This is a genomic window from Hymenobacter nivis (assembly GCF_006439025.1).
GTDB classification, from domain to species: Bacteria; Bacteroidota; Bacteroidia; order Cytophagales; family Hymenobacteraceae; genus Hymenobacter; species Hymenobacter nivis_A.
The window spans coordinates 236,249-262,822 of record NZ_RCYZ01000007.1 but is presented as its reverse complement, the minus strand read 5'-3'; the positions used below and the strand labels follow the sequence as shown (position 1 = coordinate 262,822).

Below are 26,574 nucleotides of genomic sequence, written 5' to 3'. Positions count from 1 at the left end.
ATTTGCTAACGTTTCAATAGCTTAAGCCCGGCGCGTGACGCGGGCCCAACCCTTGGCCCACAGCGCGTTCACTTCCGGCGCGGCGCCGGTGAGTAGCAGGCCGGCCGCGTAGAGCACCGTGAGCGTGCCGCCGCGCAGCAGCAGCGCCAGCCAGATGCTGGGCGGCACGGGCAGCAGCCACGCCGCCAGCCCGGCCGCCGCCGCCAGGGCCCCGATGAGCGGAATGCGCCGGTCGAAGGGCTGGAGGCCGTAGGTGCGCCACACGAACCAGGTGCGCAACAGGTTGATGCCCACCAGCGCCAGGCAATTGGACAGGGCCGCGCCGGCCAGGCCCAGGCGCGGGATGAGCAACGCGTTCAGCACCACAATGGCGGCGGCCAGGCCGGCGTTGAACACCAAATCGAAGCGGTAGCGGGGCGAGGTGAGCACGATGATGCCGTTGACGCCCGTGATGCCGTCGACCAGGCGGCCCGCCAGCAGCAGCAGCACGGCGGCGGTACCGGTGGCGTAGGCCGGGCGGTGGATGAGGCCGTACACGAAGTCCAGGTTCAGGCCCAGGCCCAGGGCCAAGTAGCAGCCCAGCACGGTGTTGAGGCGGGTGGTGCGGGCGTAGAAATCGGCCATTTTTTCCATGGCGCCTTCCTTCCAGTACTCGGCGATGAGCGGGAACGCCGTTTTGTAGAGGGCCCGGAACGGCAGCGTGAGGGCTGTGCTGATGTTGAAAGCAATGGCGTAGATGCCCGCCGCCGCCAGGCTGAGCTTGGCGCCCACCATCAGCGCGTCGATGGTGACCATGATGGTGCCCGAGAGGTTGCTCAGCAGCGCGAAGCCCCCGAAGGCCAGTAGCTCGCGCAGGGGCCGCACCCGCAGCACGGCCCGTGTGGGCCGCAGGTGCAGCTCGCCGATGGCCAGTAGGTAGGCCGCCAGCAGCACGTCCACCAGCGCGTAGCCGCCCACGTAGGCCAGCACGAAGCCGTCGAATGACAAGTACCCGCGCCAAAACAATCCGGCGGCCCCCACGATGTAGAGCCGTAGGAAAATCTCCTGCAAAAACGACGAAAACCCGGTGTGGAACAGCGACTTGAGGTAGGCGTCTTGCAGCGAAAGCAGCAGCACGGCCAGCGTGAGCAGGAGCACGGCCGGGTAGTTGGGCCCCAGCAGGGCGGCATCGGCCGAGAAGCGGCTCAGCACGAAGCTTTTGCCGGCCCAGAGCGCCGCCGCCACCGCCGCAAAGCCCACCAGCGGCACGCCCAGCAGCAGCGGCAGAAAGCCCGAGTGGCCCTTCGCCGAATCGCGGAAGTAGGGGAAGTAGCGCAGCGCCGTGCTGGCAAACCCGAAGGCCGCCAGCTGGGCCGCCAGCGTGGCCAGCGACACCAGCACCGAAGTGAGGCCGAGCTGCGCCGGCGTGAGCAAGCGCGTGAGCACCAGCGTGCTGCTGACGAACCCAATGCCCAGGCCGATATAAGAAATCAGGGTGTTGCGGAGGCCCTGGCGTTGAACAATGCCCAAGTGAAGAATGGAAAAATAAAATCCCGGGGCCCTACGCCGCCGGAAACTGGGCCCAAATTTCGGTACCCGTGAGGAATGCTGCGCCGCGGCCGCGCAGCCAGCTCATGATTTCATGGAACTGCTGGGGCCCGTTGGCGGTATTGACCGGGTCGAAGTTCTGGTTGTGCCACAGCACCGAGACTACGCCGCCAAACTTTTCCACCTCCACCAGCATGGGCGTCAGGGCCGGCAAAATTTCGTCGGGCCCCAACTGCAAGTAATTGGGATGGTGCAGCGTGGCGTCCATCACGTTCAGCGGAATTTCGAGAAAGGAATAAGGCTGGTTATGCTGGAAATCAAAGGGATAAAACGGGTGGCAGTAAGAATTTCGAAAGCCAAAGTGTTCAGCAAACCCCAGGGTCGAATCGTAGGAATCGCCGGCCTGGTTTAAGATACTAGGGGTCAGACGCGGCTCCCAGCGCAGGTAATGGAAGCGGTTGCCGCACCATTCTGCATCAAGCACCCTCTGCCGCTCGGCATCGAACTGAGTGAAATTATTGGCCGTTCCGATGCTGGCGTGCAGTGCCAACTCGTGGCCTTGCTTCGCTAGCTTAGCCAGCTGTCGCCACAGCCGGGCCGTGAGCTGGTAATCGGCGTTGGGCGTGCCGTCGGCCCCGGGCCGGTGCGCGGGCAGCACGAAAAACGTGGACCGGGCCCCGTACTGCGCCGTGGCAGCGGCTACGGCTTCGATGTTATCCCAGGCGTCGGGATGCGTCCAATGCTGCCACAGCTGCCGCCCAAAATCTACCAGCCGGCCGGTCCGGAGCGCCGCTTTGGCCGGGGCCTTCCAGGCGCTACGCAGGTTATCGAGGTCGTGGCTGATGAAGGCGGCGAATGGGGCCCCGGGGCCCCAGGTACGCGGATGCAGTGGCCGGCCAGTGGTGTGCTCCACGGCCGTTTTCAGCACGTCGAAGTAATAATTGACCACCGGCAGCGCCACGAAGCCGTAGCGCGCCTGCACGCTGGATGCGTACGGAAACCGCCCGTGCTGGTCGCGCGCTTCCGAGAAATATTCCTGCCAGCCGCTGAGCAAATAAAAGGCGGCTGAGATGATATCGGCGCTGATTTCGGCTCGGCCGGGCCTTAGCGTCAGCAGGGGCCCTGCGCCGTCATCAAAGAAAAACGGTATGCTTTGACCTTGCCATTCACGCCAATTTGGTTGATCGGGATAAGGCCGGGTTTGGCTAAAAAAATCACTCGCTAAGTCGGCCACTTCTACTGCTGCGCCGCTGCCAGCGTGGCCTAGGGCCCCCGCGGGTGCACCGGGGTACACCCGCGCGAAGTGCGTCCACACGTAGGCCAGCCGCACCGCGGCCGTAACCGGCGCCTCGGGCGGCAGGGCAGGAGCAGGGGGCGTGGCGAGCATAGGCGCGAAGGTAGGCGGGGCCATGGCTCAGGCCGGGGCCCCGGGTGCTTCGTTCAGCCACGCGCCCAGCACGCGGGCGGCCAGCGGCTGGCTGTGGCCTTCGTCGGGGGTGCCGAGGGTGGCGTTGTAGTAGGCGGCGCGGCGGTAGAGGTCGGCGGACTTGTGCTGGGCCAGGGCCCCCAGCAGGGCCCCCAGGGCGGTCAGGTCGGCGGCGCGGGGCACTAGGCCGTGGGCCACGTAGCCGTAGTAGTCGTCGGTGAGCGGGTTGGCGGCGAAGCGGTAGTAAATGCTGGCCACATTCAGCAGCGTGGCCTCGAGGTGGGTGGAGGTGTCGGCGGCCACCAATGCGTCCTGGGTTTCGAGGAACTCGAACACGTTTTGCTGCCGCGCGTCCGACCACTGCACCTGCGGCAACTGGCGGTGTAGGGGCCCAAAGTCGCGGGTGTCGCTGGGGTGGGGGCGCAGCGTGAGCGTCAGTTCCGGCAGGGCCCCAGCGAGGTAGGCCAGCGTATCGGCCAGGGCTGGCAGCGGGTCGTGGATGTTGCAGGCCAGGCCCACGCGGCGCACGGCGGGGGCGGTGTTGCGGCGGGCCAGGTAGGCGTCGGCCTTGGGCATGCCCACCAGCGCCGCGCGGCCGCGCACGGGGCCGCAGCGGCGGTACTTGTCCAGCGCGTCCTGGCCTTCGAGCAGGCTGAGGTCGAAGCCCAGGGGCGGGAAGTTCGCGCTCACGCTGGCGTGCTGCACGTAGGCCGTGGGGATGCCCGCGGCGCGGCAGGCCAACAGCATCGCGCGGGCGTCGTCGTTGTGGTCGTTGGCAAATACCACGGCCCGGGGCCGGTAGTTGCGCAGGGCCCGGCCGTACACCTCGTAGTAGCCGATGGCATAAAAAATCAGGTCAAAAAACCGCCACGCCCGGGGCCCCTCCCGGCGCCACAGCCCCGCCAGGGCCCCCGGGTACTGCCAGTAGTACAGCAGCTTGCGGCGCAGCGAGAGTCGCTGCACGGCGCCGTTGTAGCGCCCAATGTTTTTGCCCTGCCCGGCCACCAGCACGGCCCCCGGCTGGCTCTGCTGAATGAATTGCAGCGCCTCGTAATTGTTGGCGCTCACTACGTACAGCCACACCGCGCCGCGCAAGTCGGCCTGGTTGCGAATGGGTTGAAACAGGTGCCCCACCAGCCGCAGCGCCGCGTAGGCCCCCACCCGCGCCAGCCGCTTGAGCGGGTTGGCGGGCGAGATGCCGCTGAGCGCGGCCGGCGACATAGCCGCAAAAATATCCGTAAAGCGCAGTTGGAGGATGTCGCGCAGGCGGGCCAGCCGGGGCCCCGGCTCAGAGCGCATCCCAGGCCAGGGGCGTGCCGGGGCGCAGGTCGCGCACGGCGCGGCGGCCCAGCACCACGTCCCAGTAGCGGGGCAGCAGGCCGTCGCCGGGGCGGATGATGCGCAGGTTCTCGGCCGTAAATTCCTCGCCCGCGGCAATGGGCTGGGCCACATAAATGCTGCGCTTGAACACGCGGCTCTTCTCCTCGCTGGCCTGCACGCACAGCTGCACCGTGCCCAGGGCCTGGTGGGCGCGCTCGGTTTCCTCTACTAACAGCTTCAGTTCGGACGGTTCCAGCGAAAACGCCGAATCGACGCCGCCCTCGGCGCGGCTCAAGGTGAAGTGCTTTTCGATGACGCAGGCCCCCAGGGCCACGGCGGCCACGCTGGCGCCCACGCCCATGGTGTGGTCGCTCAGGCCGATGGGGCAGCCGAAGGTTTCGGCCAGCACTGGGATGGTGCGCAGGTTGGTGTTTTGGGGCGAGGCGGGGTAGGTGCTGGTGCACTTGAGCAGCACCAGCTCGCGGCAGCCGGCCGCGCGCAGCACCCGCACGGCGTCGTCGATTTCGGCCAGTGTGGCGGCGCCGGTGCTCACAATCACGGGCTTGCCGGTGGCGGCCACCCGGCGCAGCAGCGGCCAGTGCGCGTTTTCGAACGACGCAATCTTGTAAGCCGGCACGTCGAGCGTTTCCAAGAAATCCACCGCCGTCTCGTCAAACGGCGAGCTGAAGGCCAGCATGCCGTGCTGCCGGGCGCGGGCAAAAATGGCGGCGTGCCACTCCCAGGGCGTGTGCGCGGCCTGGTACAATTTGTACAAATCCTGGCCTTCCCACAGCGACTGGCCCTCCTCGCGGATGGTGAAGCCGGTGTCCATCGAAATGGTGTCGGCGGTGTAGGTCTGGAGCTTGAGGGCGTGCACGCCGGCGGCCGCGGCGGCGTCTACCAGGGCCAGGGCCCGGTCGAGGCTCTGGTTGTGGTTGCCCGACATTTCGGCGATGACGAACGGCGGGTGCTGGGGCCCCACGGGGCGGCCCCCGATATGGATTTCGGGCATTGCGGCAAAGAAAAACGAACGCCCAAAGGTACGCCCCGTCGCCCGCCGGGCCCCCGCCGCCGGGCCCCTAGCCGCGCACGAAGCGCGCCTGCAGCTGCTCGCGCAGCAGTTGCCACTCGCGGCGCAGCAGGGCCAGGCCCACCACGTCGTGAAAGGTCCCGTTTTTGTACACGTGCTGGCGGAAGTACGATTCGCGCCGGAACCCAAACTTCTCGTGCAGCGCCACCACCTTGTCGTTGCTCACGAATACCTCACACAGCAGCTTGTTCAGCTTGCGCTCCTCAAACACGTGCTCCAGCACCGCGTACTCCACCCGGGCCCCCAGGCCGCTGCCGCGCAGGTCGGGGTCGCCGAGGTAAAAAGCCCAGTAGCAGGAGCGGAAATCGGGGTTGATGGCGTAGAGGTTGGCCACGCCTACCGGCCGGCCCTGGTGCATAATCACCCAGTATTCCTTGCTGGCATCGGCCACCACCCGCGCAAACCAGGCCTGCTGCTGCTCGGCCGAGACGGGCGCGCTGGTATACATGTACTGGGCCACGGCCTCGGAGTTGCGCCAGGTGCGCACCAGTTCCAAGTCGTCGGCGGTGAGTGGGCGCAGCAAGTTGGTGGGCATAGCGGTGGAGAAGGTTAGTTGCTGGTTAATTAATTGATGGAATCAGATGACCTCTACCTCGGGCCCCTAATTAAGCGCTGAAACTCGTCCACTAGCTGCTCCGGCCGCAGCCGCTCCACATAAGGCTGGCGCCGCGTGGTTTGGTGAAATTGCAGCCCAGCCAGCAGTGCGTCGCGCAGCGCGTCGCCATCCAGGGTCCCCAAGTTACCCATCGAAAAGGCCTGCTGGTGCGCGTGCACGTAGGCCGCCAGCGGCCGCTGGTTATCGGCGTAGTAGCCGGTGATGGCGGCCCCGCCGAGCAGCAAAGTTTCGAGCAGCACCGTGCTGGCGGGTACCACCGCGGCCGCGTAGCCCAGCAGCAGAGCCGCCAGTTCGGCCGCCGGCACGTCGTGGTAAAATGCCACGTCCTTACCCGCAAAGCCTGCCGCTAACGCGCGCAGTTCAGTTCCGGCAGTGAAGGCGCTACCTATTACCACGCCCACTCGCGCCACCTGCGGCAACGCCAGCAGGGCCCCCAGTGCCCGGTGCGTCAGCCCCAGCGGGTCGGCCCCACCGAAGCACACCAGCACCGACGAAACAATGGCCGGCACCGCCTCCGGCAGCCGCTGCTGCGCCCGAAACGGCGCGCGCAGCAGCGAAAACGCGGGCCCTAAGCAAAACCGCGTCGTGGGTAGGGCCCGGTAGTCGGCCACCCGCACGGCGGGGCCGTGGTTGATGACCAGGTCGGCCACGGTGGGGCTGTCGGCCAAGTCGTCCACCAGCACCAGCCGGGCCCCGGTGGCCCGCACAGCAACCTGGTAGGCCTCGTCGAAGCCGTAGCCGTCGAGCACCACCACGTCAGCGGGCCGCAGGTGGGCCGGCAGCTGCGCGGCCTCCGCCTGGGGGCCCTGCGCGGGCAATTCCACCACGCCCAGGCCGGCGGCTGCGGCCAGCTGGTGCACGGCGGCCGATGGTGCCTGCGTTAGCAGCACGGCCTCGGCAAACAGGGGCCCCACTAGTTCGGCCAGGGCCAGGCTGCGCACTACGTGCCCCAAGCCGATTTGCGGGCTGGCGTCGGCACGCACCACTAGGCGCGGGGCCTTAGTCATGGCCTTTTTGCTCCACCTCGGCGTTGATGGCCACCAGCTCGGGGTGGGCGGCCAGCAGGGCAATTAATTCTTCCCCGTTTAGGGCCCCGGCGCCGTAATCCTCCAGCAGGATGCGGATGAGCTCGAAGTCCGCGGGCGTGTCCACGGTCAGGCGGTACTGGCTGGCGTCGGCGGCCCGGGCTAGGTTGAGGAAGCGCACCTGGCCCGAGCGGTTTTGGTGCAAGTAGGGCGTCACGTGCTCCCGGTCGCCGGGCCGGGTGGCGTGGGCAAACGCTTCCTCCAGCAATTGGCGCGAGAAAATCTCGTAGTCGAAGCCCCGCGGGTAGCTGCGCCGCGGGGCCGCGTTGGAGGCGTACAGCCCCGGGTCGGCGGCGGCGCGGTAGGCGGCCAGGCCCTCAGCAATAAGCTCGGGCGCAATGAGCGGGCAGTCGCTGGTTACCCGCACGATAACGTCCAAATCGAACGCCGCGGCGCACTGCTGGTAGCGGGCCAGCACGTCGGCCTCGCTGCCGCGCACAAACAGCAGTCCTTCGCGGGCGGCGAAGTCGGCCAGCGGGTCGTCTTCCGCGTTGGTGGTGATGGCCAGGTACACCGGCGCGCCGGCCTGGCGCAGCCGCGCCACGTGCCAGGCCAGCAGCGGCTGGCCCCCGGCCGCGCGCAGCACCTTGCCCTGCAGGCGCGTGCTGGTCATGCGCGCCTGCGAAACGATGCCGACGCGCGGCATTAGGCGGTTTTTTCGAGCAGGTACATCACGTCGCGGTTGCCACGCTCGGCGTCCGTCACGTACGGGTACAGCTCCTGCTTCACGAGCCGCAGCTGGCCCGGAAACTGGTCCAGAAACAGCTGGGCGTAGTCGGCCTTCCATAAAAAGCCTTCGTTGCCGCGGTAGTTCACGGCCGTGGTGGCCGGCGCGTAGTACTCAAAGCCCCAGATGTAGCGGCGCGAGCAGCGCACCATCTCGGCCATAATGCGCGGCAAATCGGCCGGCGCGATGTGAATCAGCACCCCGTTGGTGCACACCACGTCGAAAAACGCATCCTTAAAGGGCAAGTCGAAGCCGCTGCCTTGAATTAGGTTGACGTGCTGGGAATATTCCTTGGCTTTCTCCACCGCGTAGGCCTGCAATTCCACACCGTAGAGCTGCTGAAAACCAGCATCTTGCAAGCCCTTAAGCTGCATGCCCGTGTTGCAGCCCACTTCTAGAATGCGGGCGTCGCGGGGCAAGTCGCCCACAAAATCTGCGTTCATGGCCAGCTTGGTGCGGCCCCAGGTGGCTTCGTAAAAGGCGTTCCACTCGGCCAAGTGGCGCGAGTTGCGGTCGGTGTACTGGCGGCCAAAGTCGCCGGACCAGAATTCTTCTTGTTGGGTGGAGGTCAAGGAAAAAACAATAAAAACGGTAAGAAAAAGAAGGCCCCGGGGCAGCTAGCCAGCCAAAAACTCCCGGATGCACGCCACCACGTAGTCCTGCTCCTCATCGGTCAAAGTAGGATATAGGGGGAGGCTGAGGCAGCGGGCGTAGTAGGCCTCGGCCTGCGGAAAGTCGCCCTTTCTCCAGCCCAGCCGCTCGTAGTACGGCATGCGGTGCACCGGAATGTAGTGCACCTGCGCGAAGATTTGCCGGGTTTTGAGGAAGTCGTACAGCCCGCGCCGGTCGGCCACTTGCACCACGTAGAGGTGGTAGGCATGGCCAGGACGGCCGGGGGCCAGCACGTCCACGCCCGGCAGGGCGGCGAAGGCGTCGTCGTAGCGGACGGCCAGCTCGCGGCGGCGGGCCAGGCCGGCCTCGGCGCGGGACAACTGGCTGAGGCCCAGTGCGCAATTGATGTCAGAAATACGGTAGTTGTAGCCCAGCTCCTGCATTTCCATGTACCAGCCGCCCTCGCCGGGGTTCACAAACGAGGCCTCGTCGCGGGTGATGCCGTGGGTGCGCAGGCGCAGCAGGCGGTGGTAGAGGCGCTCGTCGTTGGTGGTGACCATGCCGCCCTCGCCGGTGGCAATGTGCTTGACGGGGTGGAAGCTGAAGATGGCCAGGTCGGCCAGCTGACTGCTGCCGCAGCGCCGCTCCCGGCCCTCCGAATCGACAAAAAAGCCGCCCGGCGCGTGGCAGGCGTCCTCAATAATCCAGAGGCCAAACTCATCGGCCAGGGCCCTGGCCTGCTCTAAATCTGCGCCTAGCCCGGCAAAATCCACCGGAATTAGGCCCTGGAAATAGCCCTTGGGGTGGGCCCCCAATAGCGCCCGAACGGCCTGCAAATCAATTAGTCCCGTGGCCGGGTCAATGTCGGCAAAGTGCACCTCGCCGCCGCAGTACAGCACGCAATTGGCCGAGGCCGCAAAGGTGAGCGGCGTGGTGATGACGCGCTGCCCGGGGCCCACGCCCAGCGCCAGCGCGCACAAATGCAGCGCGGCCGTGCCGTTGCTCACGGCCACGGCGTAGCGGGCCCCAATGTAGGCGGCAAACTGGGTTTCAAATTCGGCCACGCGGGGCCCCTGGGTCAGGAAATCGGCGCGCAGGGCCTCGGCTACAGCAGCCACGTCGGCGTCGGTGATGTGCTGGCGGCCGTAGGGCAGGGGCTGGGCGGGGCGGAAAGCGGGGTCGGGCATGGGGCCCCAAAGGTAAAGGCGGGCGCGGTTTGCCCGTAGCTTGCGGGCGCCAGTTGCGCTGGGGCCCCGGTGGCCTTCAGCGCCACCCTGACGCCCGCCGTGGCTAACGCTGCTATTAGCTGGAACTTTGGCGACCCCGCCGCGGGGGGCACCAATATGGCCACGGGCTTGGATGTGAACCACGCCTACGCCACCGCCGGCACTTACTACCGCCACTGGTAAGGTAGCGTTGCCCACCGGCACCCTCACGGCCCAGCAAACGGTGACCGTGGGGGCCCCACCTGTGCTGAACTGGGCGCCCCAGCAGTGCGTGTTGTGCGCCGGCCAAATCCTGAGCCTCGGCACCAGCGGCCAGCCCGCGGGCACTACCTACCGATGGAGCAACGGCCCCACCACGGCCACCCGCGACGTGCGCGCCGCTAAGTGCTGACCGCCGCCATCTCGCCCCAGGGCTGCACCGCCCGCGACTTGGTGGATGTGCCGGTGGTGTCGCTGCCGGTGGTGCGCCTTGGGCGCGACACGGTGCTGTGCGCCGAGCAACCCGCCAGCCAACTCAGCGTGGGGCCCCAGCCGGCGGTTACCACCTACCGCTGGCAGGACGGCAGCACCGCGGCCACCTTCGCGGCGCTGCCGTCCTGCCGCTGCCGCGTGAAGTTGCGCAACGCCGCCGGCTGCACCACCCGCGACTCGCTGCTGGTGCGCGGCCAGCCCTGCCCCGTCACCATCCCCAACATCATAACGCCCAACGGCCAGTACTACTACTGGCTCATCAACCCCGCCGCCGGCAGCAAGTACCAGGACTGGGTAAAGGTATTGTGCTGACGGTTAGGCCACAAAGTCGGCGTCTACATGCCGCCGAATTTCTTCCTGGATTTGCGCCGCGTCGAGCCACTCGTCGTTGTTGGCCGAGTCGTAGTGGAAGCCCAGCGGCACGCGCCGGCCGTTGAAGTGGTCCACAAACTTGTCTACGTTCCAGTTGGGCGTGTTGGGCAAAATCACATAGTAGCGGGGTAGCTCCACCGTGCTCAAGGCGTCGGTTTCGGTGATCATTTCCTCGTGCAGCTTCTCGCCGGGGCGGATGCCCACGATGCGCTGCTCGCAGTCGGGCCCGATTGCGCGGGCCACTTCGGTGATTTTGTACGACGGAATCTTGGGCACAAAAATCTCGCCGCCCCAGGCGTGCTCCAGCGCGTACAGCACCAAGTCCACGCCCTCTTCGAGCGAGATGTTGAAGCGCGTCATGTCGGGGTGGGTGATGGGCAGCACACCGGTGCGGCGCTCCTTCAAAAAGAAGGGCACCACCGAGCCGCGCGAGCCAATCACGTTGCCGTAACGCACTACCGAAAACCGCAAATCGCGGCTGCCCTTCATGTTGTTGGCGGCCACAAACAGCTTATCGGAACACAATTTGGTGGCCCCGTACAGGTTGATGGGCGCGGCGGCCTTGTCGGTGCTCAGCGCCACCACGTCTTTCACGCCGCAGTCAAGGGCGGCGTTAATCACGTTTTCGGCCCCAAAAATGTTGGTTTTGATGCATTCCATCGGGTTGTATTCGGCGGCGGGCACCTGCTTGAGGGCCGCGGCGTGAATTACAATGTCGATGCCCTCGCAGGCGCGGTGCAGGCGCTGCGGGTCGCGCACGTCGCCGAGGAAGTAGCGGATGGCCGGGTACTGGGCAGGGCTAAATTCCTGGCTCATCTCGTACTGCTTCAGCTCGTCGCGCGAGAACACCACCAGCCGCTTCACCTGCGGGAATTTTTCGAAAACGGTGCGCACAAACTGCTTGCCGAACGAGCCGGTGCCGCCCGTGACGAGGATGGACTTGTGGTTGAGGTCGAGAGCCATGAAAAGCAAAGAAGGGAAAGGGCAAAAGTACGCACCCGGGCCGGGCAGCGTAAATTTGCGGCATGGCCGAGCCCGTGAAACTGCTGATTTGGGACCTGGACGACACCTTCTGGCGCGGCACGCTCTCGGAGGGCCCCGTGGCGCCCATCGCCGAAAACCTGGCCCTGGTGCGCGCCACCGCCGCCCGGGGCCTGGTGCACACCGTCGTGAGCAAGAACGACCCCGCCGCCGCCGAAGCCGAGCTGGAGGCCCTGGGCATCCGCGACTTGTTCGTATTTCTGCGCATCGGCTGGCAGCCCAAGGGCCCGGTCATCAAGGAGTTGCTGGACGCCATGCAGCTTCGGGCCCCCAACGCGTTGTTTCTCGACGACAACCCCGTGAACCTACGCGAGGCCGCCTTTTACAACCCCGGCCTGCAAACCGCCGACCCCGCCGACCTGCCCGCGCTGGCCGGGGCCCTAGCCGCCAGCGGCAAGCCCGACCCTGAGTTCTCGCGCCTCCAGCAATACCAGTTGCTGGAGCGCCAGCAGCAGGCCCGCGCCCAGTACGAGGGCGACAACCTGGCCTTTTTGCGGGCCGCCGGCGTGCAAATCGAGTTCCGCGAGGGCCCCGGCGTGGGGCCCGACTTGGCCCGCATCGAGGAATTAATCAACCGCTCCAACCAGCTCAACTTCACCAAGCAGCGCGTCGCCGCCGACGAGCTAGCGGCCAGCTTCGCCGACCCGGCCCGCCGCTTGGGCACCGTGCGCGTGCGCGACCAGTTCGGCGACTACGGTTTGGTGGGCGTGTTTTGCTTGAACGTGGCCGAAAACCGGCTGGAGCAACTCGTGTTTTCGTGCCGCATTCTGCACCTAGGCGTCGAGCAGTTCACCTACGCCTGGTTGGGCTTCCCGGCGTTGGACGTGCAGGGCGAGGTGGCCACCGAATTGAACAGTACCGACCGGCCCGACTGGCTGACGGTAGCCGCCGGGGGCCCCGCCGCACCGCCCGCGCCCGATGCTGGGGGCCCCAGGCTGCGCGTGTTTCTAAAGGGCGGCTGTGACTTGGGCCAGCTCACGCCCTTCCTCCAAGCCTTCGATTTGGACGTGAGGGAAGAGTTTAACTTCCTCAACGAAAATCAGATAACGGCGCATTTGGAGCACACCGTGCTGCTGCGCCAAACCCGCGAGCTGCCCGTCGCCGAGCAGCAGCGCCTGGCCCAGCGCCTGCCGTTTCTGGGCGCCGAGGCCTACGCCACGGGCCTGTGGGCTGGCGACTACGACGTGCTGGTGTTCAGCCCGCTGATGGACTATACCCAGGACCTGTACCGCGAGCGGGCCACGGGCATCGCCGTGCCCTTCGGTGGCTACCGCGACCTGACGGCTGAACCGCCGGGGCCCCTGGCGGCCCGCTACGCCCAGCGCAAGTTCCGGGGAATGGACGAGGATTTTTTGCGGCAGTTCGCGCAGGATTTTCAGTTTGAGGGCCCCATCAGCCCCGCCCAGTTCCGCGAAAACTTGGCCTGGCTGCGCCAACAAGTGCCGGCGGTCGTGCCCATTTTCTTCCTCAACGGCACCGAAATCGAGGTGCCCGGCGCGGGCGAGCCCGGGGCCCCCCAGCGCCACGCAGCCCTAAATGCAGTGTTGGACGAATTTGCGAAAACCACTCCCAACTGCTTCGTGGTCGACGCCCGCCCGTTCATCAACCAGCGCGCCGACGTGACTAACAACCTGCGCCACTACCAGCCGCGCCACTACCGCACCCTGGCCCAGCATTTGGCCGCGGCCATCGGTGAGTGGCAGGGCCAGCAGCTAACGCACTCGGCCTGGGCCGATTGGCGCGCGCGCCTCTGGAACCGGGTGCCCGCCAAGCTGCGCGGCGCCGTGGCGCGGCTCACGTAGCCGGCACCTGCGCCGGGGCCCCCACGATGGCGGCCAACTGCCCGGTGAGGGCCCGGCGGGCGTAGCGTCCGTGGCTGGCGGCGGGCAGGTCTAGGTTGGGGTTGATGGCCCACTGGCGCAGCAGCGCGTCCAGCGTTTCCTGCATCAGGGCCGCGTCGGCGTAGGGCAAGGCTTGGCCGGCGCCGCATTCTTGCAGCAGGTTGTCGGCGTCGGAGCCGGCGGGGCCCACGCACAGCACGGGCTTGTTGGCGGCCAGGTACTCAAATATTTTGCCCGGCAAAATGCCGAGGTTGCGCGGCACGTCGGGGATGGCCATCAGTAGCACCGTGGCGCGCAGCAGCTCGGCCACCGATGCGGCGTGCGGCACAAACGGCTGGTATTCGGTGATTTCGTCTAGGCCCGCGGCGCTCACCTGGGCCCGCAGCGCGGCGCTCACCTGGCCCACGAAGCGCAGCTGCACAGGCACGGCGGGGTGGCGCGCCCGGGCCCCGGCCAGGGCCCCCAGCAGGCCGTCGAGGTGGTACAATTCGGTGATGGTGCCGGTGTGGGTGATGCGGAAGCAATCGACCGGCGGGCGCGCGGGCTGGCCAAAATCGGGAGCGTCGTAGCCGTTGGGGAGCACGTGAATTTTGCCGGCCGCCAGCCCCGGCACCTTGGCCCGGAACAGGCGCTCGGTTTCGGGCGAGGTCACGAGCACAGCGTCGGCCTGCGTCAGCACTTGGCGCTCGTAGCGGGCGTCGAGCCAGGCGGCCAGCGGCGTGTGGTGCAGGTCTTTATAGTAGTAGATGTCCGTCCAAGGGTCGCGCATATCGGCCAGCCAGCGCAGGCCGTGGCGCTTTTTTAGTTCCAGCCCGATGAGCTGGGTGGAGTGGGGCGGCGAACTGGTGAGCACCGCGTCGAAGGTTTCGCCGGCGGCCAGTAGCTGCTCCACGGCCCGCAGCGCGTGCTTGTTCCATCCGCGGCGCGGGTCGGGGATGAACAGGTTGCCGCGCACAAAGCGCAGGGCCTGCTGCACCAGCCCGGGCTTGCCCTCGTTGGCGAAGCCGCCGTATGGCACGGCGCGGCCCGTCAGCTTCTTGTAGCTCTCGAACGGCTCGGACGTGGTCGTGCGGATGACGCGCACATTGGCTGGTACGTCGGCGGCCAGGCTTTCGTCCAGCACTGGGTAGGTGGCTTGGGCGGCGTCCACGGTCACCACGGTGGCTTCCACCCCAAAATCGGCCAGGTATTTCACCCATTTTAGGCAGCGCTGCACGCCGGCCCCGCCCGATGGCGGCCAGTAGTAGGTGAGGACGAGCAGGCGCAACGGGCGGGTTTCGGGCACAATAAACGGGCTAAGCAGGACGGGCGAAGGTACGGCCCGGACCGTTTTTCGCCCGTTTGTGGTTACTTTTGAAGGTGATTTCCGGCCCAGTTTCCGCCCGGGGCCCCGCCGCGGGCCCCGCGAAATCCCTCCCTTCGCCAACCCCCACCGCTACATGTTCGACAACCTCTCCACTAAGCTCGACCGGGCCATCAAAACCCTCAAGGGCCAGGGCAGCATCTCCGAAATCAACGTCGCCAGCACCATCAAGGAAATCCGCCGGGCCCTGGTCGACGCCGACGTTAACTACAAGGTTGCCAAGGACGTAACCGATAAGATCAAGGACGAGGCCATGGGCCGAGACGTGCTCACGGCCGTCTCGCCGGGCCAGCTCATGGTCAAAATCGTGTACGACGAGCTGACCGCGCTCATGGGCGGCGAGAAGCAAGACATTGTCATCAAGGGCGACCCGGCCGTGGTGCTGCTCTCGGGCCTGCAGGGCTCGGGCAAAACCACGTTTGCCGGCAAGCTGGCCAGCTTCATTAAGAAGCAGAACCGCACCGTGCTGCTGGTGGCCTGCGACGTGTACCGCCCCGCCGCCATCGAGCAGCTGAAGGTGCTCGGCGAGCAAATCGGGGTGGAGGTGTACAGCGAAACCGAGAACAAGAACCCGGTCGAAATTTCGCGCAACGCCATCGACTACGCCAAGAAAAACAACAAGAAGGTAGTCATCATCGACACCGCCGGCCGCCTGGCCGTGGACGAGCAGATGATGCGCGAGATTGAGGCCGTCAAAAGCGCCATCAACCCCAGCGAAACCTTGTTTGTGGTGGACGCCATGACCGGCCAGGACGCCGTGAACACGGCCAAAACCTTCAACGACCGCCTGAACTTCGACGGCGTGGTGCTCACCAAGCTTGACGGCGACTCGCGCGGCGGCGCGGCCCTCAGCATCCGGGCCGTGGTGGAAAAGCCCATCAAGTTCATCTCGACGGGCGAGAAAATGGAGGCGCTGGACCTGTTCTACCCCGACCGGATGGCCCAGCGCATCCTGGGCATGGGCGACGTGATTTCGCTCGTGGAGCGGGCCCAGCAGCAGTTCGACGAGGACGAGGCCAAGCGCATCAACGCCAAGATCCGCAAGAACCAGTTCAACTTCGACGACTTCCTCTCGCAGCTGGACCAGATCAAGAAGATGGGCAACATCAAGGACTTGATGGGCATGATTCCGGGCATGAGCAAGGCCATGAAGGACGTCGAAATCGACGACGACGCCTTCAAGCCCGTCGAGGCCATCATTAAAAGCATGACTAAGGAGGAGCGGGCAAACCCCGACCTCATCAACGGCTCGCGCAAGCGCCGCCTGGCCAAGGGCTCGGGTACTGACATTCAGCAGGTAAACGCGCTGATGAAGCAGTTTGAGGACATGCGCAAGATGATGCGCACCATGAACAAAATGAGCCAGACCAAGGGCGGCATGGCCCAGATGGCCAAGATGATGGGCGGCCTGAAAGGGGGCCCCGGCGGCATGATGCGCTAGCTCAACTGTAGGCAGATTTGCAACAAAAACGAAACGGCCGGGAATTTTTTCCTGGCCGTTTCGTTATCCCAACGTGAAAGAATAGTTTTTTAAGGTGTTTTGGTTTAAAAAGGGACGGGGCCATGCCTCGTCCTTTTTTCATGCCCAATTGGCCCGATTGGGGGCCCCGGCGGCTAGTGCACCACGCGCAGCTCGTAGCCGGCGGGCGGGCCGGGTACGGCCCAGGCCCCTACGCGGCTGGGCCCGTAGCCCAGGTTCACCTTCACCCAGGCGTCGCGAGTGGGCAGCAGCTCCATAATTTCCTGGCGGAGGCGGGCGAGGTCGTCGCGCAGGTTTTCGTCGCGCTGCTGGCGCTCGTCGGTGGCCTGGTCGTAGCTGCCGGTGGGGGGGCGCTGCTCAAATTCTTCGGCCGACTGGGCGCGGTCGGCGGCTTGCTGGGGCGCGTCGGCGCGGGCCAGGCGGGCCTTGCGCAGGGCTTCTTCGGCCTGCAGGTAAGCCTTTACTTTTTCTTCGAGCGGTTCGAGGGCGGGGGCGAGGTAATCGAGGTTGGAAGCCATGGGGGAGGGGAATGGATGCTAAACATACGCCGCGGCGGGCCCGGCCGTTGGGGCCCCGGCCCGGGCGGGGGGCCAAATACGGGAAACCGCCCGGGCATTGGGGCCCCGGTACCACTGCGCCTAGCCCAGCCAATGCCCGGCGGTGGGGTACTGGTTCAACGGGTAATAATGCAAGCCGAAATAAAGACTGGTGTTATACCTAGATGGGTTATAATAGATTTAATTCTGCTGGGTTGGCAAGTTTAAATATTTAAGTAATAACTGGTAAACAATAACAATTTAGTATTTTTCAGTGTGGGTTAATTGCAATTATATTTATTTTATAAATAATATATTATTAGCGCATTTTTGTAAAATAAAGTAATGTAAATCAATATTTTAAGTCATTATATGTGTCATAAATAGAATTGTCGTTAAGCCTATTTTGAAAGCTGGCAAGATAAATTTGTCCTGCTGGCGGCGACGGGCAATGCATTGTTGTTCGGGCACACTTATTCGTTTTTTACACGCTTTCTTTGTGGCCAGAAGAATGATTTTACGTGATAAATAATATCCGGTTAAAATTATAATTTCTCCTTATTGCAATTAGCTTACTGTGCGATGGCCGGCAGCGTGTCCGGCCTTTTAATCTCGGCGCTTGATGGAACTACAACTACTGCACGAAACCCCCAACCTGGCCGTTTTTTACGACCCTGCCAACCAGTGGTTGTTCGTGGATTGGCACGGCGACTTGAGCCTGACCCTGGTGCAGGACAACTGCGTGGCGGTGGCGCAGTGCCTGCTTGACGTGCGCTACGCCCGCATCCTCAACAGCAACGTGGGCGTGACGGGCATGGCCCCCAACGTGCCGGCGTGGCTGGCCCGCGAGTTTTTGCCCTACCTGCGCCTGGTGGGTGTTCAGCAAGTAGCCTGGGTGTACTCGCCCAACTTGCGCGTGAAGTGCTACACCGACGCCGCCCTGCACGGCCCGGATGCTCCGTCGGTGCATGTGTTCGACGACCTGGAATCGGCCGTGGGGTGGCTGCGCACCGTGCACCGCCTGCCCACCGTGTCGATGGGGCCCCTGGGGTCGTCTATGGCGGCTTAGGTGCTGGCGGGGCCCGGCTTGGGCTTGTGGCGCTGGCACTTTTCACCGCAGTATTTTACGTCGTCCCAGCTGTTGCGCCACTTTTTACGGTACTCGAACGGGCGGCCGCAGGTAACGCAGATTTTGGTGGGCAGCTGGCCTTTGCGGAGCTTATCGGGGAGCATGGGGGTGCGAAACGGGTGGCGGTGCGGGTGCAACGCACGGCGGGGCTCCGAAGTTTTAGTTACTTTTCGGGCCTGATGACCACCCTCACCGCTCCCGACCTGCTGGGCCAGGCCCTGCTCGACTACCACGGCGGCCGCACCGCCGCCGCCCTCACCGTGCACTGCAACGCGGCCGACGACGAGCCGCTGCCCGCCGCTTATTTCTTCCGCACCCTGCTGCAAATGCCCGCCCTGGAGCGCCGCGCCCTCGACGAGTGCCGCGGCCGGGTGCTCGACGTGGGCGCTGGCGCCGGCTGCCACGCCCTGGAGTTGCAAAGCCGCGGCTTCGAGGTGAAGGCCGTGGACGTGTCGGCCGGGGCCGTGCAGGTGATGGGGGCCCGCGGCGTGCGCACCGCCGCCCGCCACGATTTATTTGCCCCGCTGCCGGCCGATGAGCGGCCTTACGACACGATTTTGCTGCTCATGAACGGCCTGGGGCTGGCCGGTACGCTCGACGGGCTCGACCGCTTCCTGGCCCACGCCCGCACACTGCTGGCCCCCGGTGGCCAGATTCTGGCTACGTCGTCCGACGTGAGCTACCTCTACGAAGACGAGGACGGGGCCCTGGTGCTGAACCTAAACGGGCCCTACTACGGCGAGGTGGAGTACACCTGGACGTACAAAAAGCAAACCGGTGAGCCGTTTCCCTGGCTGTTTATCGACGCGGCCCTGCTAAATGACGCCGCGGCCACCGCCGGCTACCAGGCCGAGTTTATCGACGAGGAAGAGGACGGGCAGTACCTGGTGCGGCTCGTGCCCGTGGGCCTGGCCGAGGCCGCCAACCAGGCCATTTAACCACCTGGCCGCGCCCTTTGGGCCCCCACAGGGCCCAAAGGGCGCGGCCTCACCCGCCGCTTCCCATACCATGTCCGCCGAACCTTCTGCCGAAAACATTGCCTCCCAGGCCGCTACCTACCGCACCCGCTGGGCCGATATGGACCCCAACGGCCACATGCGCCACTCGGCCTACGCCGACTACGCCGCCGACCAGCGCGTGGCCGTGCTGGCCGGCTGGGGCTTCGACGTGGCCCGGTTTGCGCAGCTGCGTCTGGGGCCCATCCTGTTTCGCGAGGAAACCAAGTACGTAAAGGAAATCGGCATCGGTGAGGAAATCCGCGTCGATGGCCGGCTGGCTGCGGTGACGGCCGACGGCGGGCGCTGGAGCATTGTGCACACCATTTACAAAGCCGACGGCCGGGTGGCCGCCACCGTGACCGTGGACGGGGCCTGGATTGACCTCGACCGCCGCAAGCTGACCGTGCCGCCGCCCGCGCTGGCCGCAGCCTTCGCCGCCCTGCCGCCCTACGTGGCGCCGGAGCCCCGCGCCGGTTAGGCGCGGGCCGTGGCGGGCGGGGCTGTTTTGAGGGCCCGGGTGATGCGGTCGATTTGCTGCTGGTGGTGCAAGAGGTGGTCAACTAAATGGTCGAGCACCTGGTAAATGCTGAGCCGGCCCGCGCGCGGGTGCGGGTAGATGGCGCGGTCGAGCAGGCGGCCGGGGTACTCGTTGAGCAGCAGTTCGAGGCGGCGGCGCGTGGCGGCCCACTCGGCCTGGATGACCGGCAGCGCGGGCACGGGGGCCCCGTGGGTGAGCTCGGCCACCCCGCGCGGGGCTGGAAACCGCAGGCCGGGCAAGCGCAGAAGCAGCTTCACCAGCAACGCTCGGGCCCGGGTGAGCAGGCTGGGCTTGGCCAGCCGCTCGGCGGCGAGCAGTTTTTTCTGCACGTAGCCGGTAATGCTGTTTTCGACCAGCAGCAGGTGATGCACGACTTGCGTGGCGGCCCATTTGCCGGGGGCGGGGGCGCGGGTGGCGTCGGGGCCCAGGGCTTCGGTGGTGGCCAGTAGGTGTTGGGTGGCCCGTTCGAGCTGTTCGAATTTGAGGTGCAGGCGGTGGTTCATGGGCGGGGCGGGGGGAAGGAAGCGGGCCGTGGGCCCCCGGGTTCCGCAATTTTAGGGCCGCAACCGGTAGCTTTGGCCGCTGTGAGCCCCGTATTTTTTCGCCGTTTGCCGGCCGCTATAGCGCGGGTGCTGGCGCAGCCCTGGCCGTGGCCGCGGCGGTGCGCCGTGGTGCTGGCCCTGTACGCCGCCTACTTGCCGCTGAGCGGGGCCGACCGGCTGCCGTTTGACGCGGGCGAGTACTGGGGCCTGGCGGCCACGTTTTTTGGGCCGGGCCTGCGCTTTTCGCTGCTGCACTACGCCGCGCCGCTGCGCGGCTACCTGGGGCCCCTGCTGCTGGTACCGGTGCGGGTGCTGTGCTACGCAACGGGCGGGCCGGCCCTGGCCGGGGCCCAGCTGATGGGCCTGGGCTGGGCCGTGCTGCTGTATGGGGTGGCGGGGCCGGCGGCGTGGGCGGCGGCCACGGGCCGGGCCTTGCGCGGCGGGACGTGGCTGCTGGCGGTGGCGCTGGGGTTTGCGTTTTGGCGCGGCTATTTCAACTACGCGCTGCAAGACGCGCCCGCCCTGACGCTGCTGCTGCTGGCGCTGGTGGCGGGGGCCCGGCCCGGGTGGCGCTGGGCGGTGCTGGGCGGCGTGCTGCTGGCGGCGGCCGTCAACCTGCGGCCCGTGTACCTGGCCAGCGTGCCGGGGGTGGCAGGGTGGCTGTGGTGGCACGCGCGCGGCCTGGGTGGGGGACCCGCGGCACGGCGCTGGGCGGCGGCGGCGGCCGGCGCGGCACTGGTGCTGGGGCCCCAAATGGCCATCAACTACCGGCATTTCGACCGGCTGACGCCCTTGGTGCTGGCCACCGACGATGGCGGCTCGCCCATCTACCTCAAGCAGCTGAACTGGGGCACGGCCTTCCAGCGCTACGAGTCCAGCCTCGACCCTGCGCACTACGGGGGCGTGGCGTTTGCCGACGCGCCGGGGGCCCGGCAGCTGCGGGCGCTGCCGGGCGGACGGTTTGGCAGCTACGGGCAGTACCTGGCCTTTGCCGCGCGCCACCCGCTGGCCGTGGCCGGCCGCTGCGCCCGCCACTTGTTCAACGGCCTCGACGTGTGGTACCCCACGCCCTACCCGCGCCACTTGCGCCCCCTGGGCCCCGGCCCCTGGCCGCTGCTGAACTACGCCGCGCTGGCCCTGGGGCTGGCGTGGCTGCTGCGCCGCCGGCCCCGGGCCCTGGGGGCCCTAGCAAATTCCCGAGGCCCCGGGGCCGGCTGGGCGCTGCTGGCCCTGGGCCTGCCGGTGGCCTTGGCCCTGCCCACGCTGGTGGAGTGCCGCTACCTGCTGCCGCTGCACCTGCTGCTGCTCACGGCGGCGGCCGAGGGGTGCCAGCCCCGGCGGTGGTGGGCGGCGCCCCGCTGGCAGCAGGTGGTGGCACTGGGGGCCCTGGCGGCGGTGCTGTGGGGCGGCTGGCAGCTGGCAGCCGCCACGGCCGCCCAGCTGCAGCCCGGCGACGTGCCGACGTACTAAGCCCGGTGCCGGGCCATTAGCCGGCGGCTTTTCCTTTCGTCAGCAGGCAGCTACGTCCCAAGCGCTAGGTTTAAGTAAAGCGTCAACAGCCAATAGCCATCAGCCAATACAATGGGGGAGGGCCCCACGCAAAGGGGCCCGCCGGAAATTCCAGCGGGCCCCTTTGCATTTGGTGGTGCGCGTGAAGCGCGACCAGGTTAGTGGCTGATGGTCACTTTCTGCCCCTGGCGCTGGCCATCGGCCCCCACCAGCGTGAGCCGGTAGATGCCCTGGGCGACGCCCGAAGCCTGATAGGCAATTCGGTTGGGGCCCTCCTGGACTTGCACTTGCTGCTGTTGCACGGTGCGGCCGAGCGCATCGATCAGGGTGAGCGTAGCCGTCTGGGCCTTGGCCATCGAAAACTCGACGGTGAAGGCGCCCGTGCTCGGGTTGGGGTACACGCTCAGCGCGGTAGGGGCAACTTCCGGGGTGGCAGCTTCTGCGAGGGCCACGCGGCCTTTGGCTGCTGCTGTGGAGCTGCCGGCGGCCACGCGGCGCATCGAGGCCGGCAATAAGGTCTGCTTTGTCTGGTTGGGGCCCTGGTAGCTCACGGCCAGGGTCTGGCTGCCACCCCCTTGCAGGTAGGCGACGGTGATGGCGTGGGTGCCGGCCTGCAGGCCGATGGTGCCGGAGCGCTCCAGGTAGCCGTGCAAGCCGTCGTTGTCCACCACCAGCGTCGAGCCGATGAGCAGCTGCGAGCCATCGTCCGAGCCCGTCGTGAAGGTGTACTGCCCGTCGGTGGGCACCGTCACATAGCCCGTGTACTGCATGGCGTAGCCGTAGTCGCGCTGGCGCTGGCCCAGGTTGAAGGTCGTGGTGGTAGCCGTGCCGGCTTTGGTGGTGCCCAAGGAGCTGAAGGCGGGCAGGGTGTTCCAATACCCTTCGTAGTACTTGTAATCCAGGCCGGAAGTGGTGTTGGCCGGGTTTTCCGGCGTGCGCAGCCCGGCAATGGTGGCCGCCGTGGTGAGGCGGCTCCACGCCGAAGCGGGCACGGCCTGCCTAGCAAAGCTGGGGCCCTGGTAGCTCACGGTCAGGCTTTGGCCGCCACCGTTTTGCAGGTAGGTGACGGTGATGGCGTGGGTGCCGGCTTGCAGGCCGATGGTGCCGGAACGCTCCAGGTAGCCGTGCAAGCCGTCGTTGTCCACCACCAGCGCCGAGCCGATGAACAGCTGCGAGCCATCGTCCGAGCCCGTCGTGAAGGTGTACTGCCCGTCGGTGGGCACCGTCACGTAGCCCGTGTACTGCATGGCATAGCTAAGGTCGCGCCGGCGGCCGTCGAGGTTGGGCGTGGCCGCGGTGCCGCTGGCCACCGTGGCCAGGGCCCCAAAATTGGGCAGGTTGTTCCAGGTCCCTTCGTAGTACTTATAGTCCAGGCCAGAAGCGGTGTTGGACGGGTTTTCGGGCGTGCGCAGCCCCGCGCCCGGGGCCGGCCGGGTAACGGTCGTCGTCGTTGCCCGTTGTAGCGCGGCGGCCGGCACCGTTTGTTTGGCCAGGTTGGGGCCCTGGTAGCTCACGGTCAGTCTTTGGCCGCCGGCCCCTTGCAAGTAACGGATGGTGATGGCGTGGGTGCCGGCCTTCAAGCCGATGGTGCCGGCCCGCTCGGCGTAGTCGTGCAGGCCGTCGTTGTCCACCACCAGCGTCGAGCCGATGAGCAGCTGCGAGCCATCGTCCGAGCCCGTCGTGAAGGTGTACTGCCCGTCGGTGGGCACCGTCACATAGCCCGTGTACTGCATGGCGTAGCCGTAGTCGCGCTGGCGCTGGCCCAGGTCGAAGGCCGTGGCCGTGCCGGCTTTGGTGGCCGCCAGGTTCGTAAAGTCCGGAAGCGTGTTCCAGTACCCTTCCACGTACGTGTAGTCGAGGCCAGTTGCGGTAGAGGTCGGGTTTTCGGGTGTGCGCAGGCCCGTGCTGGCCCGGCGCAGCACCGCGCTCGTGATGGGCTGCTTGGGCACCCCTGGCCCGAGGTAGCTCGCTTCCAGCACCTGGCTTGCGGCCCCCTGGAAGTAGGTCAGGGTGAAGGCGTGGGTGCCAGCTTTCAGGCCAATGGTGCCCGATACCTCCTGCACTTGGTGCGGGCCGTCGTTGTCCACCACCAGCGTCGAGCCGATGTAGAGGCGCGAGCCGTCGTCGGAGTTGGTCGAAAACGTGTATTGGCCGTCGGCGGGCACCGTAATGAAGCCCGTGTATTGCAGGGCGTAGCCGTATTCGCGCTGCCGTACGCTCAGGTCGAAGGCGGTGGCAATGCTGGACTTGATGGCGGTGAGGCCGCCGAAATTCGGCAGCGAGTTCCAGTTGCCTTCAAAGTACTGGTAGTTCAGGCCCACGTCGGTGTTGTCGGGGTTTTCCGGCGTGCGCAGCGCCGATACCGTCGAGCCCAGGCAGGAGGCCGTGCCCACGGAGGTGTGCGTCAGGCCGATAATGCGGTTGTCCTGGAGCAGGTTGGGCGTGTTCACCAAATTCGTGTTGCACACCAGGGTGCCGTACGAGCCGGAATTGATGTACAGTGCATTGTCGCAGTTAATGGCCGTGTTGTTCTGGAAAACTGAGCCCAACAGGGCCGGAATTTTCTCGTCCACGTAGCGGCCGCCATTCTCCTGGAAAGTCAGGTAGTTGAGGTACCCTTCCGGAAAGTTGTCGTCCACCACGGCGGGCACGTTGGGCGAGTGCGCCGTGAGGGTGTTGTTGCGCACGTCCAGGTTGATCATCGACGTGCCAAAGGTTTGCGTTTGGTGCGACTGCGTGACGTGGCCCCCGATGAAGACCCCGTTCGAGCCGTCGGTATTGGCCACGTTGTTGCCCACGATCTGATTGTTGTACATGGGCGTAAACATTTGGTAGCCGTTGTTGCCCTGGTAAGGCATAAAGTCAATGGACCCGCTGTTGGTCAGCGTATTGCCCACGACGGCTACTTGCAGCGTTGCGTTCTGGTAGAAGGTGATGCCCCGGCGGTGGCCCACCAGCGTGTTGCCCTTCACGAGCCAGTTGCGGGCCCCCCAGTTGAAGATGGCGTAGTGGCTGCCGGCGCTGGGCGTCACGTCCCAGGCCCGGTCCAGGGTGAGCCGGTTGCCGCTGCGGCTCGTGATGGTGCGCCACTGGCCCATGCCGTTGCCGCTGACGATGGCCACGACCGGCTGCTGCCGGAAGGCCCCCCAGTTTTTGTTGTTGTCTTGCAGCGTGTTGCCCCCGGCCGCGCTCACGGTGCCCGCGTCTTCGTCGATGCGGGTGCCGCCGCTACCGCCGCCCTCGGCAATGATGGCCTCGCCGTCGTTGGAGTTTTGGGCGGGGCCCTTGATGACGCTGATCTGGTTGTTGAGCAAGGCCACGTTCTGGGCAAAGTCCAGGATCAGCACGTGGTTCGTCAGCGACGTGGGGTAGCGGGCGCTGCCGTCGCGGTACACGCGGTTGTTTTCGAGTACCCCTTCGTGGACGCTGCCCATGTTCAGGCCGTACACGGCGAAGGTGAAGTTGTTGTTGGACAGCACGAAGTTGCTGCAGCCGCTCAGCTGAATGGGGCCGTGGTAGCCCGCTTTGTCGTCCACGCCCTGGGTAAAGTCGGAGTTGGCAATGACCAGCTTGTTGGAGTTTGCCAGCCAGAGCCAGTCGCCGGTGTTCATGTCGAAGCGCACGCGCTGCATGAAGATTTCGGTGCCCACGCCCGTCATGTTCTGGATGTACTGGCCCGAGTCGTTCACGTTAATGATGCTCAGGTCGGCCAGGCCCGCCTGCTGGGTGTTGTTCCAGATCACGCCCCAGCGGTCGGGGCTCACGTTGCCGTAGCCGAACTTGATGATCGTCTGGTCTTTGCCGGCCCCGCGCACCACCACGCGGTTGCGCATCAGCAGGCCCGCGCCGCCGCCATGGGCAAACTTGTAGGTGCCCGCGGGCAGGTACACCACCCCGCCGCCGTCGGCGGCGGCCCGGTCCATGGCGGCCTGAACGGCCTGCTGGTCGTTGGTGCTGCCGTCGCCCCGGGCTTTCTGGCTCAGGCGGCCGTCCGTCTGCACGTTGTACACGTTGGCGTAGAAGTTGAGCTTGCCCGCCCAGCCCACGCCCAGGTTGAAGTAGTCGGCGCCGCCGTCCACAGCTTTTATGGGGAAGTCAACCGCCGTTTCGCCGCCGTAGCCGTTGCTCACCATCACCTGGTACGTAGTGCCCGATTGCAACGAGGTGGGTGCGTTGAAGCTCAGCGTGTAAGCATCGCTCTGGCCGGCGTCGGCCTGGACGCTGGCCCCGCCCGCCCCCACAAAGCGGACTTGGGCCCCGCCCCCCATAAACAGGTTCCGGCCGAACAGGCGCAGGCGCCCACCAGCGGCTACTTCCGGCGAGTCGAAGTGCTGCCCCCGGGCCTGGTTGAGGTACACGCTAGGGCTGCGCTGGCCGCCGTCGTCCACCCACACCTGGTACAGGTTCGGGGGCAGGTTGGCGGGGATTTGCCCCGTGGCCTGCCCAGCCATTTGGGTCATGATGGGCACGGCCACTGGAGTGGTAGAGGAGCCCGCCGTGAGAAAAATTTTTGCCCCTGCCCCGAAGCTGCCCTGAAGGCTAAATGCGTCGCCCGGCTGAGCCGTGGCGCTGGCGTTGAAGATAACGGTCTGGGCCCAAGCCTTTGGCGCAAAAACACCGAGGAGCACCAACCAGAGCACAAAAAGAGAGAATCTGTTCTTCACACAATTAAGTAAAGAGTGAAGGAAACCTGTGCCAAAACTAAGAAGAGCAAACAAGTCAGAGGTTTCCAGAATAGGATTATTTAATTCAAATCTCGAAACATAAATTTTAGTAACAAGGCTTGGATTATGGATTCTTTGGTTATGAGTAGATTGCCTTTTATAGAATATTTATATCAATTCCAGATAAAACTATAATAGAAAATTTCTTCTTGTTCAGCTTTAAGCACAAAATTTTGTTGCTGCAAAGAGTTGATTTATAGTATGGTGTAAGGCATTTTAATTATTTTACTATTAGATTCATTTAATATATTGTCTTTCAAAGAAGAATTGGCACGATAGTTTTAATGGTGCTACGGCTGTTAGAATGGCAAGGCGTACCAAAATAATTGGTATACTATCGATATATTTGGCTACGAATATTTCTGCGTAATAGCATATTTTTTTGCATTTTTACAATAAAG

At 65.5% G+C, this 26,574-nt stretch carries 23 protein-coding genes and 1 pseudogene; 9 read left to right on the top strand and 15 right to left on the bottom strand.

Features of this window, described 5'->3' with window-relative positions; translation table 11 throughout:
- Window positions 1–21 precede the first annotated feature (21 nt).
- From EAH73_RS17005 to pseC, 9 genes are all read right to left on the bottom strand, one after another.
- Window positions 22–1,509, bottom strand: a complete 1,488-nt coding sequence (locus EAH73_RS17005; protein WP_140468626.1) for an oligosaccharide flippase family protein — start codon at window positions 1,507–1,509, stop codon at window positions 22–24.
- A 31-nt stretch (window positions 1,510–1,540) separates the two neighbouring features.
- The gene (locus tag EAH73_RS17000) at window positions 1,541–2,914 is read right to left on the bottom strand and encodes a DUF7033 domain-containing protein (protein WP_140468625.1); all 1,374 of its coding nucleotides are present in this window, start codon (window positions 2,912–2,914) and stop codon (window positions 1,541–1,543) included.
- 27 nt (window positions 2,915–2,941) lie between these two features.
- The gene (locus EAH73_RS16995) at window positions 2,942–4,252 is read right to left on the bottom strand and encodes a hypothetical protein (protein ID WP_240047306.1); all 1,311 of its coding nucleotides are present in this window, start codon (window positions 4,250–4,252) and stop codon (window positions 2,942–2,944) included.
- A complete protein-coding gene (gene pseI, locus EAH73_RS16990) occupies window positions 4,242–5,285 on the bottom strand; it encodes a pseudaminic acid synthase (protein WP_140468624.1) in 1,044 nt (347 codons plus the stop codon). The genes EAH73_RS16995 and pseI overlap by 11 nt, the downstream gene beginning before the upstream one ends.
- A 67-nt stretch (window positions 5,286–5,352) precedes the next feature.
- Window positions 5,353–5,898, bottom strand: coding sequence for a UDP-4-amino-4,6-dideoxy-N-acetyl-beta-L-altrosamine N-acetyltransferase (gene pseH, locus EAH73_RS16985; protein ID WP_140468623.1), 546 nt, complete (start codon window positions 5,896–5,898; stop codon window positions 5,353–5,355).
- 53 nt (window positions 5,899–5,951) lie between these two features.
- Window positions 5,952–6,986, bottom strand: coding sequence for a UDP-2,4-diacetamido-2,4,6-trideoxy-beta-L-altropyranose hydrolase (pseG, locus tag EAH73_RS16980; protein WP_140468622.1), 1,035 nt, complete (start codon window positions 6,984–6,986; stop codon window positions 5,952–5,954).
- Window positions 6,979–7,677: a cytidylyltransferase domain-containing protein gene (locus EAH73_RS16975; RefSeq protein ID WP_240047305.1), complete on the bottom strand. Its 699-nt coding sequence runs from the start codon at window positions 7,675–7,677 to the stop codon at window positions 6,979–6,981. The genes pseG and EAH73_RS16975 overlap by 8 nt, the downstream gene beginning before the upstream one ends.
- A gap of 32 nt (window positions 7,678–7,709) precedes the next feature.
- Window positions 7,710–8,363, bottom strand: coding sequence for a pseudaminic acid biosynthesis-associated methylase (locus EAH73_RS16970; protein WP_140468620.1), 654 nt, complete (start codon window positions 8,361–8,363; stop codon window positions 7,710–7,712).
- Window positions 8,364–8,408: 45 nt separating this feature from the next.
- The gene (pseC, locus tag EAH73_RS16965) at window positions 8,409–9,590 is read right to left on the bottom strand and encodes a UDP-4-amino-4,6-dideoxy-N-acetyl-beta-L-altrosamine transaminase (protein WP_140468619.1); all 1,182 of its coding nucleotides are present in this window, start codon (window positions 9,588–9,590) and stop codon (window positions 8,409–8,411) included.
- A 63-nt stretch (window positions 9,591–9,653) separates the two neighbouring features.
- On the opposite strand from pseC, the pseudogene EAH73_RS16960 reads away from it, so the two are divergent.
- From EAH73_RS16960 to EAH73_RS16950, 3 genes and pseudogenes are all read left to right on the top strand, one after another.
- Window positions 9,654–9,812 (top strand): annotated as a pseudogene (locus tag EAH73_RS16960) (PKD domain-containing protein); the annotation flags it as partial.
- A 7-nt stretch (window positions 9,813–9,819) separates the two neighbouring features.
- On the top strand, window positions 9,820–10,020 hold the full coding sequence (locus tag EAH73_RS16955; RefSeq protein ID WP_140468617.1) for a hypothetical protein: 201 nt from the start codon (window positions 9,820–9,822) through the stop codon (window positions 10,018–10,020).
- Entirely contained in the window at window positions 10,014–10,412 is a 399-nt protein-coding gene (locus EAH73_RS16950) for a hypothetical protein (RefSeq protein ID WP_140468616.1), read from the top strand. The genes EAH73_RS16955 and EAH73_RS16950 overlap by 7 nt, the downstream gene beginning before the upstream one ends.
- A 3-nt stretch (window positions 10,413–10,415) precedes the next feature.
- On the opposite strand, the gene pseB is transcribed toward EAH73_RS16950, so the two are convergent.
- Entirely contained in the window at window positions 10,416–11,435 is a 1,020-nt protein-coding gene (gene pseB / locus EAH73_RS16945) for a UDP-N-acetylglucosamine 4,6-dehydratase (inverting) (protein WP_140468615.1), read from the bottom strand.
- 62 nt (window positions 11,436–11,497) lie between these two features.
- Between pseB and EAH73_RS16940 the strand changes: the two genes are divergently transcribed.
- Window positions 11,498–13,315 (top strand): hypothetical protein, encoded by a 1,818-nt coding sequence (locus EAH73_RS16940; protein ID WP_140468614.1) that lies wholly within the window; start codon window positions 11,498–11,500, stop codon window positions 13,313–13,315.
- Here EAH73_RS16940 and EAH73_RS16935 read toward each other — a convergent pair.
- Entirely contained in the window at window positions 13,308–14,639 is a 1,332-nt protein-coding gene (locus tag EAH73_RS16935) for a glycosyltransferase family 4 protein (protein ID WP_240047303.1), read from the bottom strand. The two genes, EAH73_RS16940 and EAH73_RS16935, sit on opposite strands and share 8 nt — an antisense overlap.
- A 154-nt stretch (window positions 14,640–14,793) precedes the next feature.
- Between EAH73_RS16935 and ffh the strand changes: the two genes are divergently transcribed.
- Window positions 14,794–16,158, top strand: coding sequence for a signal recognition particle protein (gene ffh / locus EAH73_RS16930; RefSeq protein ID WP_140468711.1), 1,365 nt, complete (start codon window positions 14,794–14,796; stop codon window positions 16,156–16,158).
- A 173-nt stretch (window positions 16,159–16,331) separates the two neighbouring features.
- Here the strand turns inward: ffh and EAH73_RS16925 are convergent, their stop codons facing one another.
- The gene (locus EAH73_RS16925; protein ID WP_140468613.1) at window positions 16,332–16,715 is read right to left on the bottom strand and encodes a hypothetical protein; all 384 of its coding nucleotides are present in this window, start codon (window positions 16,713–16,715) and stop codon (window positions 16,332–16,334) included.
- 640 nt (window positions 16,716–17,355) lie between these two features.
- Here EAH73_RS16925 and EAH73_RS16920 point away from each other — a divergent pair.
- Window positions 17,356–17,802: a hypothetical protein gene (locus EAH73_RS16920; RefSeq protein ID WP_140468612.1), complete on the top strand. Its 447-nt coding sequence runs from the start codon at window positions 17,356–17,358 to the stop codon at window positions 17,800–17,802.
- On the opposite strand, the gene EAH73_RS16915 is transcribed toward EAH73_RS16920, so the two are convergent.
- Window positions 17,799–17,966, bottom strand: coding sequence for a DUF2256 domain-containing protein (locus tag EAH73_RS16915; protein WP_140468611.1), 168 nt, complete (start codon window positions 17,964–17,966; stop codon window positions 17,799–17,801). The genes EAH73_RS16920 and EAH73_RS16915 overlap by 4 nt on opposite strands.
- 75 nt (window positions 17,967–18,041) lie before the next feature.
- Here EAH73_RS16915 and EAH73_RS16910 point away from each other — a divergent pair, with 75 nt between their 5' ends.
- Both EAH73_RS16910 and EAH73_RS16905 read left to right on the top strand, forming a co-directional pair.
- Window positions 18,042–18,800 (top strand): class I SAM-dependent methyltransferase, encoded by a 759-nt coding sequence (locus EAH73_RS16910; protein ID WP_140468610.1) that lies wholly within the window; start codon window positions 18,042–18,044, stop codon window positions 18,798–18,800.
- 70 nt (window positions 18,801–18,870) lie between these two features.
- Complete coding sequence (locus EAH73_RS16905; RefSeq protein WP_140468609.1) at window positions 18,871–19,338, top strand: thioesterase family protein; 468 nt, start codon at window positions 18,871–18,873, stop codon at window positions 19,336–19,338.
- Here EAH73_RS16905 and EAH73_RS16900 read toward each other — a convergent pair.
- Window positions 19,335–19,901: a DinB family protein gene (locus EAH73_RS16900; RefSeq protein WP_140468608.1), complete on the bottom strand. Its 567-nt coding sequence runs from the start codon at window positions 19,899–19,901 to the stop codon at window positions 19,335–19,337. The two genes, EAH73_RS16905 and EAH73_RS16900, sit on opposite strands and share 4 nt — an antisense overlap.
- A gap of 105 nt (window positions 19,902–20,006) precedes the next feature.
- On the opposite strand from EAH73_RS16900, the gene EAH73_RS23160 reads away from it, so the two are divergent.
- Window positions 20,007–21,410, top strand: coding sequence for a hypothetical protein (locus EAH73_RS23160; RefSeq protein ID WP_161599585.1), 1,404 nt, complete (start codon window positions 20,007–20,009; stop codon window positions 21,408–21,410).
- 197 nt (window positions 21,411–21,607) lie between these two features.
- On the opposite strand, the gene EAH73_RS16890 is transcribed toward EAH73_RS23160, so the two are convergent.
- Window positions 21,608–26,113, bottom strand: a complete 4,506-nt coding sequence (locus EAH73_RS16890) for a PA14 domain-containing protein (protein ID WP_140468607.1) — start codon at window positions 26,111–26,113, stop codon at window positions 21,608–21,610.
- Between the last annotated feature and the right edge of the window lie 461 nt (window positions 26,114–26,574).

Excerpts from the sequence above, each read along its gene's own strand:
- EAH73_RS16925 (WP_140468613.1), bottom strand. The coding sequence starts at position 16,715 with ATGGCTTCCAACCTCGATTACCTCGCCCCCGCCCTCGAACCGCTCGAA.
- EAH73_RS16975 (WP_240047305.1), bottom strand. The coding sequence starts at position 7,677 with ATGACCAGCACGCGCCTGCAGGGCAAGGTGCTGCGCGCGGCCGGGGGC.
- pseB (WP_140468615.1), bottom strand. The coding sequence starts at position 11,435 with ATGGCTCTCGACCTCAACCACAAGTCCATCCTCGTCACGGGCGGCACC.
- EAH73_RS16995 (WP_240047306.1), bottom strand. The coding sequence starts at position 4,252 with ATGCGCTCTGAGCCGGGGCCCCGGCTGGCCCGCCTGCGCGACATCCTC.
- EAH73_RS17000 (WP_140468625.1), bottom strand. The coding sequence starts at position 2,914 with ATGCTCGCCACGCCCCCTGCTCCTGCCCTGCCGCCCGAGGCGCCGGTT.
- EAH73_RS16920 (WP_140468612.1), top strand. The coding sequence starts at position 17,356 with ATGGAACTACAACTACTGCACGAAACCCCCAACCTGGCCGTTTTTTAC.
- ffh (WP_140468711.1), top strand. The coding sequence starts at position 14,794 with ATGTTCGACAACCTCTCCACTAAGCTCGACCGGGCCATCAAAACCCTC.
- pseI (WP_140468624.1), bottom strand. The coding sequence starts at position 5,285 with ATGCCCGAAATCCATATCGGGGGCCGCCCCGTGGGGCCCCAGCACCCG.
- EAH73_RS16915 (WP_140468611.1), bottom strand. The coding sequence starts at position 17,966 with ATGCTCCCCGATAAGCTCCGCAAAGGCCAGCTGCCCACCAAAATCTGC.
- EAH73_RS16910 (WP_140468610.1), top strand. The coding sequence starts at position 18,042 with ATGACCACCCTCACCGCTCCCGACCTGCTGGGCCAGGCCCTGCTCGAC.
- pseG (WP_140468622.1), bottom strand. The coding sequence starts at position 6,986 with ATGACTAAGGCCCCGCGCCTAGTGGTGCGTGCCGACGCCAGCCCGCAA.
- pseH (WP_140468623.1), bottom strand. The coding sequence starts at position 5,898 with ATGCCCACCAACTTGCTGCGCCCACTCACCGCCGACGACTTGGAACTG.
- EAH73_RS16940 (WP_140468614.1), top strand. The coding sequence starts at position 11,498 with ATGGCCGAGCCCGTGAAACTGCTGATTTGGGACCTGGACGACACCTTC.
- EAH73_RS16905 (WP_140468609.1), top strand. The coding sequence starts at position 18,871 with ATGTCCGCCGAACCTTCTGCCGAAAACATTGCCTCCCAGGCCGCTACC.
- pseC (WP_140468619.1), bottom strand. The coding sequence starts at position 9,590 with ATGCCCGACCCCGCTTTCCGCCCCGCCCAGCCCCTGCCCTACGGCCGC.
- EAH73_RS16900 (WP_140468608.1), bottom strand. The coding sequence starts at position 19,901 with ATGAACCACCGCCTGCACCTCAAATTCGAACAGCTCGAACGGGCCACC.